The following is a 15,361-nucleotide window of genomic DNA, read 5'->3' on the forward strand; positions in this document are numbered from 1 at the left end:
TTGAATTTGGCGCAAAAATAGGTAATTGAATTGAGAGATTCATCCTGCACACTACTTGCCTCAATATCTTATCTTTGGGGTTCAAAAACTTATGATGATGAAGAAATACTGGATGTTTGTCCCTGCCATTATGGGACTAGTGGCTTGCAATTCTGGAGGAGCAGAAGAAGCGAATGCAGATAATGCAGAAACTACATCAACTGAAGTTGCTCAAAGTGAGGACGCTATGTCGACAGGCGAGCTGATGTACTTTGGTGATACGGTAACTTTTGAGAATGCAGTTAGCACGGAAGAAATGATGGCTGTTCTCAATGAGAACGATTCTGCGCAGCTGAAGGTGAAAGGCGAAATTTCTGCGGTTTGTACAAAGAAGGGATGTTGGATGAGCATGCCATTGCCACAAGGAGGCGATATGCACGTTTCTTACAACTACGAGTTTCTACTTCCAACTGGAGGAATTGAAGGTAAAGAAGTAGTGGTTGAAGGGCAGGTGAAAAAAGTAGTTCACTCGGTGGAGTACTTGCGTCACTTGGCTGAAGATGCAGGCAAGTCACCTGAAGAAATTCAAGCGATCGTTGAGCCTAAAACCAAAGTTAGCTTCCTAGCTACAGGAGTAACTATTAAGTCATAATCATGAAGAAGCTATCTGTAATTGCAGGTATTCTTTCATTGGTTTTCTTTGCGATAGCGTGTAACGAACCGGCACCAGCTGAAGAACCAGCAGCCGAGGAGCAAAGCGCGGTTAAGGAGGAGATAATAATGCCAGAATCATCAGAACTAGCGCTACTTATGCGCAAGATGTTTGATGAGAATATGGCGATTAAGCAGGGAATTTTGAATGGGGAGTTACCTACTGCTTTCCCTGAAGAGTTTTTAGCTATCCACTCTTCCAATGCAACTGAACCAGAAAAGATTACAGAAGCGTATCACGCTATGGCGGATGCCTACTTGGAAGCGGTGAAGAATATGGTAGCTGCAGACAAGGATCACTCGGTGACTGCATTTAATCATATGGTTACGACCTGCATCAACTGTCATAAAACAGTTGCTTGTATGGGACCCATTCCCAAAATCAAGCAATTGAGAATTAAGCCAGATGAAGCGTGAATTAAAAGTCACATCTGACGGTTCCAAAACTCTCTACATGGAGAATTGGGACGAATGTTATCACAGCGTGCATGGTGCTCTTAATGAGTCCATGCACGTTTTCATTAAGAACGGTCTGAATGAAGTTGAAGCGGATTCACTTCACATTTTGGAGTTTGGTTTTGGAACAGGATTGAACGCCTTACTAACGCTCTCTGAACGAGGTGGAAGGTCGATTCAATACACGGCTTTGGAGAAGTATCCGCTCAGTGAGGAGGAATGGAATGCCGTTGCTTACGGCAGAACATCAGAAGAAAGGGTTGCATTTGCTTCCATTCATCTGGCTGATTGGAACGCACCAGTTGAAATTGAATCAGGCTTCGTTCTAAAGAAGGTGGAAACAGGGTTCGAAGAGGTGGAATTCGAACCGAATTCTGTAGATCTAATTTATTATGATGCTTTTGCGCCTAGTGCACAGCCAGAATTGTGGACCACGGAACTCTTTACAAAGTGTTTTCAGACTCTAAAGCCCGGGGGCTTCTTAGTGACCTATTGCGCGAAAGGTCAGGTGAAGCGAAATATGAAAGAGGTTGGATTTGAGGTAATGGCCTTGCCTGGACCACCCATGAAACGCGAAATGACCAAAGCCACAAAACCTTCAAATGTCTAGTACAAAATATACTCTTCGCGTGTACGGTTTTTTAGTCAAAGACGATAAAGTCTTGATCAGTTCAGAGCATTTTAAAGGAAAGCACCTCTTTAAATTTCCTGGAGGCGGAATGGAAGAGGGGGAAGGAACGAAGGATGCCTTGATTCGAGAATTTGACGAAGAGTTGGGATTAGCGGTTGAGGTTTCACAACATGTGTATACCACTGATTTTTACCTGAACTCTTTTTTCGATCCTGCGTATCAAGTGATGTCTATCTACTATCGAGTAGAAGCAAAAGAATCTCTCAGTTTTGAAACTCACCCCAAAGGAGAGATTCCAAAACCTGGAGATTCTGAATCTTTTCAATGGTGGGAAATCTCAGACTTGAACAGCGAGATGTTTACCTTCCCAACCGAAGCGAAGGCCTTTGAAGCCTTTCGTACTCTCTTTAACTATTGACTTTAGCAAAGTACTTGCTGTGCCATGAGTCCTTGGCAGGCACTTCCCACTTTGTTCTAAACTCACCGAGGTTCGATACAAGGTTGTTGAACACCATGGTCTCTTCATCAATTTCGCCTTCTACGGCCATTGTTTTGAATGAAGACATATCGGTGCTCACCACCAAGTTGTTCTCGCTGCGGAATGCAATCTGCATTCTGTCCATCAAATCTAGGTTGATTTGATCTTGAATCTTGCGAATAACGGCTACACTGTCATCAATGCTACAACCAGTGGCCGGTTGAACCGATTCATCTACTGCCAGTATAATAAATCTGCGATGGAGGAGTGCATAACCGGCAAACAATTCCTTGCCGTGAGCTTTCCAATCGGAGACAAAGTTCTCTAATTCAGCGGCGATCACTTCTCGCTCTTCAACAGTGAGAGGGCGAGGCGCCTGATAGATCCAAATACGTGAATGGTTCGGTAGCTTTTCTAAACCAACATTCATACTCTCTAGTTTTTGTGATTAGCCTTCGGCTTGAGCGAGCAATTCGGCCACGTCGTACACTTTCACATTGGCTTGCTCTTTAATCTTAACACCATCCGTCATCATAGTGTTGCAAAAAGGACAACCTGTGGCGATAATTTCTGGTTGAGTTTCGAGAGCTTGCTCGGTGCGTTCAATATTGATGTCTTTGTTGCCCTTTTCAGGTTCTTTAAACATCTGAGCTCCACCGGCGCCACAACAAAGTCCGCGTTGTTTGCAAGACTTCATTTCAGAGAGATCGGCTTCTAGTTGGGCTAGAACTTCTCGAGGTGCTTCGTATTCATTATTCGCACGACCTAAATAACAAGGATCGTGGAAGGTGATACGCTTTCCTTTGTAGGATCCGCCTTGAACTTTCAGGCGACCATCATTGAGAAGCTTTTTCAAGAATTGGGTATGATGCATAACATCGTATTTCCCTCCCAATTCTGGATATTCATTTTTGAGCGTATTGAAACAATGCGGACAAGTGGTAACGATGTTTTGAACTTCGTATCCGTTGAGGACTTGAATGTTCATCATTGCCTGCATTTGGAATAGGAATTCATTTCCGGCCCGTTTGGCAGGGTCGCCAGTACACGATTCTTCTGTTCCCAGAACGGCGAAAGAGACACCAGCTTTGTTCAGTAGCTGAACAAAAGCACGAGTGATTTTCTTTGCTCTATCATCAAAACTTCCTGCACATCCTACCCAGAAGAGTACTTCAGGCTTTTCTCCTGAAGCCATCATTTCTGCCATCGTAGGTACTTTCAACGCATCGCTCATATCGATCTGGACTTTAGAGTCTTATTCTTCGTCTTTAAAAACTTGGATTGTCATGGTTTTATCCACCAAATCAGAGAACGTTCCTTTGTAGCGCGTTGCTCTCACCAAGTGATTGTCAATCCAATGGTAATTACCTCCTCTAGGTTTCCCCATGAGTAGGCCATGGTACTTAAATCCGTGCTTATTCAGCCAAGTCTCGGTCACTTCTCTATGTTCTTCCACTCGTGAAGTGAAGAAGGTGATAATATGACCTTCATTGTACCATTTGTTCAAAGTTTCGAGTGCATCCGGGTACAATTTAGCAGTAGCCATTCGCTCGGGTTCCTCGTTGGGAATATCGTCGCAAATTGTGCCATCAATATCGATGAGATAATTCTTGACGTCTTCCGGGAGCAGTGGACTTACATGCTGTCCGTCAACAATCTTTTCCTCTAATTTGAGGTCTTTTTTTTCGTTCATCAAGCTTCGTCTTTCCAGTTGAGTCGGTCGGCTTGGCCGTATTGCCAAGGTGCGCCATTGTTTTCAACATTCGACATCATGATGTTCAACTCTTGGGGAGCAGCGGATTCTTCCATAACGAGGAAGTTTCTCATCTGCACAATAATGCTCAATGGGTCGATGTTCACTGGACAAGCCTGAGTACAGGCGTTACAGCTGGTACATGCCCAAAGCTCCTCGCGCGTGATGTAATCGCCCAACAAGCTCTTTCCATCGTCTTGGAAGGTACCATTGTTCGCATCAATGATGGCACCAACCTCGGTTAAGCGGTCGCGGGTGTCCATCATGATTTTACGAGGAGATAATTTTTTACCGGTGATATTAGCAGGGCATTCAGATGTACAACGGCCACACTCTGTGCAAGAGTAGGCGTTCATCAAGTTAACCCAATTCAAATCGGTTACGTCTTTCGCTCCAAAGCGTTCAGGTTCTGCGTTGGCATCACCTTCAGCTGGTGCTGCAAATGGATCGGCATTTGGATCCATCATCATTTGAACCTCCTTCGTAACAGAAGCCATATTTGGGAACCTTCCTTTCGCATCTAGGTTGGAGAACCATGTGTTTGGAAAGGCCAAAATGATGTGGAAGTGCTTTGAAACAGGGAGGTAATTTAAGAATGCGAGAATTCCTAAAATGTGGAACCACCATGCGAATCGCTCTACAAAGTGCAACGTAGACTGGGTGAATCCATCGAAAAGTGGAGCCAAATACTGTGAAACGGCAAAAGGTCCAGCACCTTCTATGGCAAAGTTGGCTTCTGCTGCGTTCATGGTGAGCAAAGCCGTCATCAACACAATCTCAATAACGAGTATGTTGTTGGCATCTCTAAAGGCCCAGCCTTTCATTTCTGGACTATGGAAACGCTTTACTTTCGTTACGTTTCTGCGAATCAAGAATATCACGCAAGCTACAATGACAAGCACCGCAAGGATTTCAAAGAATCCAATCACTACATCATAGAAAGAACCCAAGAACTCGTGGAAAATACGGTGAGTACCTAGCAATCCATCAATGAGAATTTCAAGGACTTCAATATTGATAAGAAGAAAGCCAGCGTAAACAATGAAGTGAAGGATTCCGGGAATAGGGCGAGCTTGCATTTTACTCTGCCCAAAGGCCACCCGGAGCATGGTAGACCAACGCTCAGATTTGCGATCGGTTCTGTCGATGTCCTTTCCTAGGTTGATATTTCTTCGAATGGTTCCAACCTGCTTGGCGAACCAATATCCTGCTCCGATTAATACGAGGGCAAAAACAATATTATCAACGTACTGCATGCGGTTAGTTTTCTTGAGTAGCGGCTTCTCTTTCCTTAAGTCGTTGCTCTTCCAATTGGTCGATTTCTTCTTGAGAATATCGAGGGCTAGATCCAAAGATGCTAAATTCTACGTAACGATTCGGATTGTATCTCAAATCGAGAAGTAGGCGATCCAGTGCGGCTGTTGCACTCGTCAGGTTGTGGTAGAGCTCAGGGTCATTGAGTAACTGACCCAAGGTCCCTTCGCCGTTGTTAACTTTCAGCAAGATTTCATTGGCCTGCTTGCTGGCTACGGCCAACTGAGACATGGTTTCAGCAATTCTCGCTTTTGCCAACGTATCCGAGAGAGAAGCGAGGTTACTAAAGATGGTATCTAGTCGGCCTCTATTAGCATTCAGTGTAGAGGTAAGATTGTCGAGGTTTGACGTGATGTTCTGCAACTTTGGTCGACTACTGACGAGGTACACATTAGCTTCATGAGTGATGCTTCTCAAGTTTTCAAAACTCTCGTTCAGGTTCGCGAAAGAGTTGCGGAAATCGCTCTGAGTTTCTTTCGTGAGGAACCCTTGGAATACAGCGAGGGCAGTATCTAATGAACCTAGTAGTTTCTCTGTTTTCGCTTTGAGAGGAGCTAATTGCTCATTCACGGCTTCGGTTAATCCCGGTTGAATGAAAGTTGGAAGTGTATCACCAGACACAGCAGCATCACCTAAATAATCTAGGCCATTGATGTTGAGTTCAACGGTTTTGTTCCCTAAAACATCGCTGACAATAGTGGCTTTGGCGTTATTGGGAATGGGATAATCTGTCGTGATCTGGAAGGTCACCAATAGTGTTCCCGAATAATCAGGGGTGAAATCAATGCTATTGACGATTCCCACATTATTTCCATTGATCGTAACGGGTCTACCAGGATTTAGACCTTGTGTATTGTCATATACACCATAGAGTACGGTATGCGATGTAAATACATCGCTCCCTTTGAGGAAATTCACGCCCCAATAGAGGACTACCGCGCTCAGGACGAATAATACGCCCACCTTAATCTTCTTATTTACCTTCAAAGTACTGCAAATACTGGGTTTACACCACAATAATACGACTATTGGAGCAGACGTTCAGCCTCGCTAACTGAAATCTTCTCTTCTCCGAGAAATGCGATGATGTAGGCGTCTTCAAAACCCGCTTCACGAGCTTCGTTTTTAGCCACTTCGGCATCCTTTAAAGAACTGTATTCACCGTAAGTGTATTTGTAGAGTCTTCCTTCCTTATAGTAGGATACACCATCTAGTCCTCTAAAATTCTGGGGCACGAGTTCCTTCAGGGAGGAAGAAACGGCAATTTGAACAGTGAAAGAAGGAACAGAAGGCTCTGGTTCTTCGATGGTTGATTGATCAACCGCAATCACTTCTTCGATGGTTTGTTGAGGTTGGTCAACTTTGATGCCATCAGAAACGGCGTCGCGGTGATTCTTATAATCGCGGAATGCACGGAACATAGCGGAGGCCATAAGCTCTTGACCATTGGTTGTGATCAAGAAATCTTCTTCACTTCTATTGGTAAGGAAGCCCAATTCCACTAGAACACTTGGCATGAAAGTGTAGTCCAACACGTAAAGCACACTTTGTTTCACTCCTCGGTCTCTTCGTTGAACTCGACCTTTAAATTGATTCTGAACGAGCGTGGCATATTCTATACTCTGATCTAGATAGGCGCGCTGCGCGATGGTGTTGGCCATGTTGGATACGGGAGAATTCGGGTCGAAACCCTCGTAATTCTGTTCGTAGTTGTCTTCCAAGAAGATTACCGAGTTCTCTCTTTTAGATACTTCGAGGTTGGCATCTTCTCGGGCTAGTCCCATCACGAACGTTTCTGCTCCGTAGGCACTTCGAGGACCAGAATTACAGTGGATACTGATAAAGAGATCGGCATGTTCACGGTTGGCAATGGCCGTACGTTCATACAATTCCAAGAAACGATCGTCTGTTCGAGTGTAAATTACTTTCACTCCTTCGATGTTTTCAGAAATATATTTTCCCAAGAGAAGAGCAGTAGCCAAGGCAACATCCTTTTCTTTTTTAGAGTATCGTCCCGTACCTAAGTTGCCTGGATCATGACCACCATGACCAGCATCTATCACTACTACATCTATTTTTCCATTGTCAGTTTGCCGAGGCACAATCATTGCGATGTTCGGCAAAATGAGACCGAAGAATACGAGAAGTATCCATCGTTTCGTTGGACGTGTGTAAATACCGTGCACTTGTTTCGACACGTTCGCGTGTTTTTTAAGTAGTTTTGACCCGATTTTTTCGGGTATTACAAAAGTAAAATTTCCGTTGCGGCGCGTACTAGCCCTCATACCTAAGTTATTAACGCTACTTGTTGGCTTCCAATTGTCGGCTCAAGTCCACAATTCTGGAGACACAACAGGCGTATATCTATCCGATTCACTGGAAGTGCCGGGTGATACACTCATTGATTCTACCGTAGCATTAACAGATACCATGCCTAAGGGAGGCAGTGATGCCCTTCGCGATAAAGTTAATTACAATGCGGAAGATTCCATCTCATACGACGTGCACGGTGGAACTGCTTATCTTTTCAATAAGGCGCATGTAGATTACGGCGACATCACCTTGGAAGCGGGATTCATTGCCATCAATTTTGAAACGGGCGTGGTTACGGCTTCGGGAATACGAGACAGTTCTGGAATCATCCAGCAGAAACCGATTTTCACCGAAAAGGGAAAGCAGTACGCTTCGGATACCATTCGATACAACTTCAATACTCGACGGGCAAGAATACAAACTATTACCACCCAAGAAGGGGAGGGGTATATACACGGCTCACGAGTAAAGATGGTTGATCAGAGCACATTCTTTATTGAAGACGTGAGTTTTACTACCTGTAATCTCGAGCATCCTCACTTTGATATAGTAGCTAGGAAGGCTAAAGTAGTGGCAGGTGAGAAAGTGGTAACTGGACCGGCCTTTTTACGTGTGGCGGATGTAACCACACCGCTCTTTGTGCCCTTTGGGTTTTTCCCTATGCAAGAGCGAAGAGCAAGCGGTATCATTATTCCCTCTTATACGGATCAAATTGATAGAGGATTCGGTTTGTTGGGAGGTGGGTACTATTGGGCCGTGAACGATTATGTGGATCTCATTTTTACTGGTGATATCTATACCAAGGGCACGTATGCCTTGAATTTGGGGTCGAATTATCGCGTGAAATATGCGTACAGCGGTAATATTTCAGCGGGTTTCTCTAGATTGAGAACGGGGGATCCACGCTACTCTGAAGCTGGTAACTATGGCGAGCAAAGGGACTTCAATATTCGTTGGACCCACAAGCAAGATCCTAAGGCTCGTCCAGATTTGCGATTAAATGCGAATGTGAATTTTGCGACGAGTTCATACTATAGAAACAACTCTACCAATCCTGAAGACATCCTTCAGAACAGTTTTCAGAGTTCTATCAACCTCGCTAAGACTTGGCAAGGGACGCCGTTTACTTTAAACATGGCACTTCGTCATCAACAGAATAACGGTACACAAATCTTTACTATGGATTTGCCTGAAATAGCATTTGCTATGAACCGTATCCAACCTTTTGAAGGAGATGGAATAGGAGCGAAGAAGTGGTACGAGAACATCGGTTTGGTGTACAATCTCAATGCGAAAACAGAAATTCGAGATAGCATAGCGGCATATAGTGATATAAGCAGACTCACTCAGCAGAATCGATTGAGATATGGCGCCCAGAATGTTGTAGGTATGACTTGGAATACCAAGATATTTAAGTTCGCCACTTTAACTCCGACTGTAAATTATTCCGCTTCACTCTTACCCAAGAGATATTCCTACGCTTACGATGATGTGAGTCAGTCGGTAGTGACCGATACCATTGATGGTTTCAACCTCTTGCAACGCGTAAGTGCCAATGCCAACTTCACCACGAAGCTTTATGGTATCTTTAATTTCAAGGGGAGATTTAGCGGTCTTCAACACATCATTACACCGACCATTGGAATTAGTTACACACCAGATTTCACAAGTGATTTCTGGAACTACTATCAAACTGTTCAAATTGATTCGGCGGGTAATACGGAAGATCGATTTGTTTATCAAGGCCTATTGTATGCGCCTACACCAGGACAAGGTGGTGGTCAGATCAACTTCAACCTCTTGAATAACTTCAATGGTAAGTGGAGATCTAGAAACGATTCCATAGGAGAGAAAAAATTCGCCTTACTCGAACGATTAAATATTTCAACGGCTTATAATTTTCAAGCGGATCGCTTTAAGATGCAGCCTTTGAATATCAATACCAATAACACCTTCTTTGACGGTAAATTGGGATTCAATTACCAAGGGGTTTTTGATTTCTATGGGATTGATACAGCTGGGAACAGAGTGGATGTTTCTGCATTGGATCAGAATGGAAAACTACTCCGAAACACGCAGAACACCCTTTCGTTTGATTTGCGATTGAGCGGTGGAGAAAAAGGGGAGAATAAGAGAGCGACGGGTCCTCTTGGGTTGATGCAAAACGACCCCAACTACTACATGATTTACGATTACATGAATGTAAGTGCACTGTGGACGTTGAACTTCTCTTATTCCTATCAAACTCGAGTTAATCGACTAAAAACCAATGTGACGCAAACCTTGCAATTTTCTGGATCAATAGAGCCTACTCCGAATTGGCGACTCGGCTTTAGCTCGGGGTATGATATTGAGAATGGAGGATTGAGCTATACAACCATCGATCTAAAACGAGATTTGCACTGTTGGGAATTGAGCGTACGTTGGGTACCGTTCGGCACACTCAGAAGTTACACCTTTGCGATCCAAGCAAAAGCTGCGATGTTCCGGGATATTAAGTACGAGCAGAATCGCAGACAGGGGCAGTTGTAACCCAGTTAGAAAGAAATACTCTTCCGAATTTAGTCAAGATACTCTCTGGGTGAAACTGGAATGCCACCCAAGGCAATGTGGTGTGTTGAATCGCCATGATTACCCCTTCTTCGGATCGTCCTAAGACCTTCCAATCCGCAGGTAGCTCAGATTCTACTGCAGCCCAACTGTGATACAATCCGACTTCCGTTTTATGAGGGATTTCGGCAAACAGGTTGCTATCGGACAGTTCAACGGTGAATGGAACTCCGTGGCGAACGGACTTGAGGTTGTAGAGTCGGCCACCCGTGATTTCGACCATGGCTTGAAGTCCGAGACAAATACCTAGAACTGGAATTTTTAGATTTCGAATCTCTTCCAATGCAGACATCAATGCTCCAGATTCAGAAGGGAGTCCAGGCCCCGGGGAGAGCACAATTCTATCGAACATTGTGAAATCAACTCCTTCTAATGCATCATTGCGAAGTACCTGTACCGACACTTCGGTGGAAACGCGTTCTAGGTCGTGGACCAAGTTGAATGTGAAACTGTCGTAATTATCAATGAGGAGCATCTTCATGGAGAGCGAAATTACCTAAGTTTGGTCAAAACTCTCAAGAAATGAAAGAAGTCATTACAACTGATGAAGCACCAGCCCCTATTGGTCCATATAATCAAGCGATTAAGAGCGGGAACACTATTTATGTATCCGGGCAAATTGCCATCAATCCAGCAACGGGAGAATTAGAAATGGGTGATATTCAGATTGAAACCACTCGAGTTTTGGAGAATTTGAAAGCCGTATTGAAGGCCGGAGGGTTTCAATTGTCTGATGTAGTTAAATGCAGCATTTTCATTTCTGACATGGGCCAGTTTTCTCAGATCAATGACGTGTACTCCAAGTATTTTGATGGACACGAAGCACCTGCACGAGAGACCGTACAGGTTTCGTGTTTACCAAAAAATGTGAATGTTGAAATCAGCTGTATCGCTGTTCAATAGTTCGTTGCGGCCATGGCAGTGAGCATTGCAATGAAGAAAGTGACAATGATGAAGGCCAAATAGATAATGAGAAGAATTCCGTAGAATTTAACGGCTTGGGTTAGTTTTTCCAATGCGTAAATTCCCTCTGCCACAGATGCTGAACGAATCGCTCTTGCACCAGAAGTACAAGATTGGTGAAATCTGAAGATGGGGTATATGGCAACAACTGAGATTACCACATAGATAAAACCAACCAAAACTATTGATCCACCACTGGAGCGGTTTAAGAAAGTGCCATATGCATTTCGATGATCGGAGTAGGTAGATGCGGATATCCCACTCATGATAAGGTACAGTCCTACAAGCAATAGTAGTCCCAACAGAATATAGGATGTGATGGAGATGAACTTACCCCATTTAGAATAGGTGGTAATCGTTTTAGTAAGCGAAGAATTCAACAAAAAGTCATTGGAACCTTCATTGTGTACGTCGTCGTCTAATGTGTCAATCATGAGAGATAGAATGAAATTTTTACGGACGTCGAATATAGATTCAAATCTCATGAAACGCGAATGTGCTTGTGGAAGGATATTCAGACAATAAGACTTACCTTCGCATACCGATATAAAAATGTACTCCCATGGATTTTGATTTGATCGTTCTCGGTAGTGGTCCCGGCGGTTATGTAGCCGCAATTCGCGCAGCTCAACTAGGGCTTAAAACAGCTATCGTTGAAAAGGAGAACTTGGGTGGTGTCTGTCTTAACTGGGGTTGTATCCCTACAAAGGCATTGATCAAAAGCGCTCAAGTATTCGAATACATGAATCACGCAGAAGACTACGGTCTATCTGTAAAAGATGCTTCTCACGATTTCTCGAAAGTAGTGGCTCGCAGCCGCGACGTTGCCAACGGAATGAGCAACGGTATTCAATTCTTGATGAAGAAGAATAAAATCGAGGTAATCAAGGGAACCGGTGTTGTGATGCCGGGCAAGAAAATTGAAGTTACGGATGAAAAGGGTGGTAAGAAAACCTACGCAGCCAAGAGCATTGTAATTGCTACAGGTGGTCGTTCACGTGAGCTTCCAAACCTTCCACAAGACGGGAAGAAAATCATTGGCTACCGCGAGGCTATGACCTTGGCTAATCAGCCTAAGAGCATGGTGATTGTTGGTTCTGGTGCGATTGGCGTTGAGTTCGCCTATGTATACAGCGCATTGGGAACGAAAGTGACCATCGTTGAATATATGCCGCGTATTGTTCCTGTTGAGGACGAGGAGGTATCAAAAGAACTCGAACGTACCTTCAAGAAAGCAGGTATGGATATCAAAACCGGAGCAGAAGTAACCCATGTGGATACCTCTGGTGAAGGTTGTGTGGTAACTTACAAGGACAAGAAAGGCGAGCAGAAGATTGAATGCGACGTGGTTCTTTCTGCAGTTGGTGTTACAGCAAATATCGAGAACATTGGACTCGAGAAAACTGGAATCAAAACAGAGAAAGGAAAAATCGTTGTTGACGAATTCTACCGTACTAACGTAGATGGTTTCTATGCGATCGGTGACGTAGTTCCTGGTCAGGCGCTTGCTCACGTTGCTTCCGCTGAAGGAATTATTTGTGTAGAGAAGATCGCAGGTCATTCTCCTGAGCCATTGGATTATGGTAATATCCCTGGATGTACTTATTGTTCTCCAGAGATTAGCTCTGTAGGTTACACCGAATCAGCAGCCAAAGAAGCCGGTTACGAAGTTAAAGTAGGTAAGTTCCCATTCAGTGCGTCAGGTAAGGCTTCTGCCGCTGGTGCTAAAGGTGGATTCGTAAAAATGATCTACGATGCAAAATACGGTGAACTTCTAGGTGCCCATATGATCGGCGCAAACGTAACTGAAATGATCGCTGAGATTGTGGTTGCGCGTAAGCTCGAAACTACAGGTCATGAAATTTTGAAAGCTGTTCATCCACACCCGACAATGTCGGAAGCTGTAATGGAAGCTACTGCTGCTGCTTACGATGAAGTGATTCACTTGTAAGAAGTACGGATAAATAGATGAAAGCCGACTCGCATTGAGTCGGCTTTTTTTATGCACATTTCTCTGATTATTACTGCCCCCAGATCAGGGGCCACCAAGCCTCCTCCCCGAATTAAGGTACAAAACAGTCAACTATTAGTCGTATGATAAACGTTTACAATCAACTAGTTTTGAACTGTTTAAGCGAGGATTTTCTGCCTTGAGATTTGCTTTACTTTTCTTCGTAATCCTTAACTTGAGACCGGGTGGGCGGAGGAACTCCCTACCATCCAGAGTCGTACAGAATGACGACTTTTTCAGTGTCCAGCATTCTCAAGAATGCCTCCACCATGGGGTAGTAAGCATTTATAAACTCTATATATTCGGGTGACGACTTGCTTTTGTATTCGTACAAGTTTTTGAGTTGATTCTCTCTTTTTGCGTGTAAGGCTGCCATGCTTCTCAAGGTGGCAATGACTTCCTCTGTGCGCTCTGAGTGCTCATGAATGAGTAGGTAGAAAGTAGGATATAGGATATCAATGCAGTCTTCACGCCCACACATGTTGAAAGGTACAGTGAAGAACGCCGTGTCAATTACAGCTGAGGTCATCCATTCCGCATCATCCGGACTGAGAGTACTGAATATACCATCCAACGTAGAACCTTGATAACTCTCAATTAAGTTCACTGTGATAATCTGATTAATCTGAATGCGAACCGTATCGCTGAGTGCGTAATGATCACCAAATGAATAACCAGAGCTTATCATTTTTGGGGAGTATACCACGAGGTTGTAAAAGAAGATGGCCACACTGTCAGATTCACGGTTGTACGCGAATAGCTCTATCCATTTTTGGAGACTAAATGAAGAATTGGGACGGTCAAATCCGTAGTGATATACTTGGTATTCACTTAATGTACCCTGTTCATCTTGCGTTACGATATCAACTTTAGTGTAGTAATCATTATATTCGGAATATGCCGTCAGACTGGTGAGTATGATGGCGATGGTCATCAATTTCTTCATTTCGGAACGTGTATTGTTTTCAAGATAGCGAACTTCGCAACATGCGGTATCTACTCTCTTTTTTTGTCTTACTTTTTTCACTTTCAACAACCGCTCAAAGGGATACAGCTCGCGCTTTTCAACAAGTGAGGATCAGTTTGAATGTTCCTTTTGCTGTTTCTGGTGAAGCCCGGCCAGGCTTCGGCGTTGAGTTTATGCATTACGGCGTTCAGTGGGAACGCAGCGCATTGTATTTGTTGGGCGGAATTCATGTGGTGAATACCTCCAACTTAGACTCGAATGTGGTTTACGACTTTGAGAATGCAGGACGTACGATCATGTACAATCATAAGGTTCAATTTTGGGAAGTTCAATTGGGACTAGGTTATAGATCTCTGATTTATGGAGATCGTTTTGGATATGAAATAAATGCACATGTTGGATTGGGGGCAAGCCGACTTCACGGAGCATTGATTCAGCCCAATCCGCGAGATTATACCTATTGGAATAATGCCGGTTTTACAGGAGGAGGCAGTGTCGGATTGTTCTATGTGTGCCATTGGAATGAGCATTTAATTCCCCTATCCATAGGCTATGACTGGAACCATACGCTGGGTAAAACTCGTCGTCGAACTGCCTATTCACACACGGGGCCTCTTCCTTCCATCCGATTTTCTATAGGATGGCTTTTTTGTTGATGTGAGATCTTGGTGAGAACAAACCAAAGGTCGTATCTTCAACATATGACTGATGAATTCTTGATGGAAGAAGTTCCGGCGTTGTTGCGCAAGTTGAACGAGGATAGAGAGCCCCTCTGGGGAAGTATGAATGCGCTCCAAATGGTGGATCACGTCTACAACGCGTTTGTGTTGAGCCAGAATAAAACCCATTGGGCAGTTCGTGCCCCAGAAGATAAATTGGAGGCGGCCAAGCATTTCCTGCACAGTGAAAAGCCCTTGCCTCGAAATGTCCCTCTTCCGGAAGGCTTTGTTAAGGCCCCCGTAGAACCTTCAGCAAACCTTAAGGAAGCTTCTGAACGTTTATTAAATGAGATACCTTCTTTTCTCAAAGCGATCGATCAGCCAAATTATGTGGCTTATCATCCTGATTTTGGGAAGATGAATGCGAAGGATATTCTCATCCTGATGCGCAAACACACTCGCCATCATTTCGCACAATTCGGACTTATAGAAAGATGACAGAAGACCAACGGAAAT

The 15,361-nt window shown here is 44.0% G+C and carries 18 protein-coding genes; 9 read left to right on the top strand and 9 right to left on the bottom strand.

Annotation, left to right across the window (positions count from 1 at the left end; translation table 11 throughout):
- Positions 1-97 precede the first annotated feature (97 nt).
- From F8C82_RS02910 to F8C82_RS02925, 4 genes are read left to right on the top strand one after another with little or no spacing between them, the layout of a single operon-like run.
- Entirely contained in the window at positions 98-631 is a 534-nt protein-coding gene (locus tag F8C82_RS02910) for a DUF4920 domain-containing protein (RefSeq protein ID WP_170266131.1), read from the top strand.
- 2 nt (positions 632-633) lie between these two features.
- Positions 634-1,107: a hypothetical protein gene (locus F8C82_RS02915; RefSeq protein ID WP_151691932.1), complete on the top strand. Its 474-nt coding sequence runs from the start codon at positions 634-636 to the stop codon at positions 1,105-1,107.
- Positions 1,097-1,756 (top strand): tRNA (5-methylaminomethyl-2-thiouridine)(34)-methyltransferase MnmD, encoded by a 660-nt coding sequence (gene mnmD, locus F8C82_RS02920; RefSeq protein ID WP_151691933.1) that lies wholly within the window; start codon positions 1,097-1,099, stop codon positions 1,754-1,756. The genes F8C82_RS02915 and mnmD overlap by 11 nt, the downstream gene beginning before the upstream one ends.
- Positions 1,749-2,195: an NUDIX domain-containing protein gene (locus F8C82_RS02925; protein WP_151691934.1), complete on the top strand. Its 447-nt coding sequence runs from the start codon at positions 1,749-1,751 to the stop codon at positions 2,193-2,195. The genes mnmD and F8C82_RS02925 overlap by 8 nt, the downstream gene beginning before the upstream one ends.
- On the opposite strand, the gene F8C82_RS02930 is transcribed toward F8C82_RS02925, so the two are convergent.
- From F8C82_RS02930 to F8C82_RS14940, 6 genes are all read right to left on the bottom strand, one after another.
- Positions 2,185-2,685 carry an ABC transporter ATPase gene (locus F8C82_RS02930; protein WP_151691935.1) on the bottom strand — a complete coding sequence of 167 codons (501 nt, stop codon included), beginning with the start codon at positions 2,683-2,685 and terminating at the stop codon, positions 2,185-2,187. The two genes, F8C82_RS02925 and F8C82_RS02930, sit on opposite strands and share 11 nt — an antisense overlap.
- Before the next feature lie 18 nt (positions 2,686-2,703).
- On the bottom strand, positions 2,704-3,489 hold the full coding sequence (locus F8C82_RS02935; protein WP_151691936.1) for a (Fe-S)-binding protein: 786 nt from the start codon (positions 3,487-3,489) through the stop codon (positions 2,704-2,706).
- A 21-nt stretch (positions 3,490-3,510) separates the two neighbouring features.
- Positions 3,511-3,948, bottom strand: a complete 438-nt coding sequence (locus F8C82_RS02940; protein WP_151691937.1) for an LNS2 domain-containing protein — start codon at positions 3,946-3,948, stop codon at positions 3,511-3,513.
- Positions 3,948-5,264 (bottom strand): 4Fe-4S dicluster domain-containing protein, encoded by a 1,317-nt coding sequence (locus F8C82_RS02945; RefSeq protein ID WP_151691938.1) that lies wholly within the window; start codon positions 5,262-5,264, stop codon positions 3,948-3,950. Before F8C82_RS02945 ends, F8C82_RS02940 begins: the two co-directional genes overlap by 1 nt.
- Positions 5,265-5,268: 4 nt before the next feature.
- Positions 5,269-6,285: an MlaD family protein gene (locus tag F8C82_RS02950; protein WP_170266132.1), complete on the bottom strand. Its 1,017-nt coding sequence runs from the start codon at positions 6,283-6,285 to the stop codon at positions 5,269-5,271.
- 62 nt (positions 6,286-6,347) lie between these two features.
- On the bottom strand, positions 6,348-7,520 hold the full coding sequence (locus tag F8C82_RS14940) for an N-acetylmuramoyl-L-alanine amidase family protein (RefSeq protein WP_308419980.1): 1,173 nt from the start codon (positions 7,518-7,520) through the stop codon (positions 6,348-6,350).
- 64 nt (positions 7,521-7,584) lie between these two features.
- Between F8C82_RS14940 and F8C82_RS02960 the strand changes: the two genes are divergently transcribed.
- Complete coding sequence (locus tag F8C82_RS02960) at positions 7,585-10,167, top strand: putative LPS assembly protein LptD (protein WP_151691941.1); 2,583 nt, start codon at positions 7,585-7,587, stop codon at positions 10,165-10,167.
- Here F8C82_RS02960 and F8C82_RS02965 read toward each other — a convergent pair.
- Entirely contained in the window at positions 10,130-10,726 is a 597-nt protein-coding gene (locus tag F8C82_RS02965; protein ID WP_151691942.1) for an anthranilate synthase component II, read from the bottom strand. The genes F8C82_RS02960 and F8C82_RS02965 overlap by 38 nt on opposite strands.
- Before the next feature lie 41 nt (positions 10,727-10,767).
- Between F8C82_RS02965 and F8C82_RS02970 the strand changes: the two genes are divergently transcribed.
- Positions 10,768-11,148, top strand: coding sequence for a RidA family protein (locus F8C82_RS02970; protein ID WP_151691943.1), 381 nt, complete (start codon positions 10,768-10,770; stop codon positions 11,146-11,148).
- Here the strand turns inward: F8C82_RS02970 and F8C82_RS02975 are convergent.
- On the bottom strand, positions 11,142-11,642 hold the full coding sequence (locus F8C82_RS02975; protein WP_151691944.1) for a hypothetical protein: 501 nt from the start codon (positions 11,640-11,642) through the stop codon (positions 11,142-11,144). The genes F8C82_RS02970 and F8C82_RS02975 overlap by 7 nt on opposite strands.
- A 128-nt stretch (positions 11,643-11,770) precedes the next feature.
- Here F8C82_RS02975 and lpdA point away from each other — a divergent pair, with 128 nt between their 5' ends.
- Positions 11,771-13,159 carry a dihydrolipoyl dehydrogenase gene (lpdA, locus tag F8C82_RS02980; RefSeq protein WP_151691945.1) on the top strand — a complete coding sequence of 463 codons (1,389 nt, stop codon included), beginning with the start codon at positions 11,771-11,773 and terminating at the stop codon, positions 13,157-13,159.
- A gap of 262 nt (positions 13,160-13,421) precedes the next feature.
- Here the strand turns inward: lpdA and F8C82_RS02985 are convergent, their stop codons facing one another.
- Positions 13,422-14,165: a hypothetical protein gene (locus F8C82_RS02985; RefSeq protein ID WP_151691946.1), complete on the bottom strand. Its 744-nt coding sequence runs from the start codon at positions 14,163-14,165 to the stop codon at positions 13,422-13,424.
- A 41-nt stretch (positions 14,166-14,206) separates the two neighbouring features.
- On the opposite strand from F8C82_RS02985, the gene F8C82_RS02990 reads away from it, so the two are divergent.
- Positions 14,207-14,842, top strand: a complete 636-nt coding sequence (locus tag F8C82_RS02990) for a hypothetical protein (RefSeq protein WP_151691947.1) — start codon at positions 14,207-14,209, stop codon at positions 14,840-14,842.
- Positions 14,843-14,887: 45 nt separating this feature from the next.
- Entirely contained in the window at positions 14,888-15,343 is a 456-nt protein-coding gene (locus F8C82_RS02995; RefSeq protein ID WP_151691948.1) for a hypothetical protein, read from the top strand.
- Positions 15,344-15,361 lie beyond the last annotated feature (18 nt).

Origin of the sequence: Phaeocystidibacter marisrubri (assembly GCF_008933165.1) — a bacterium.
GTDB lineage: Bacteria > Bacteroidota > Bacteroidia > Flavobacteriales > Schleiferiaceae > Phaeocystidibacter > Phaeocystidibacter marisrubri.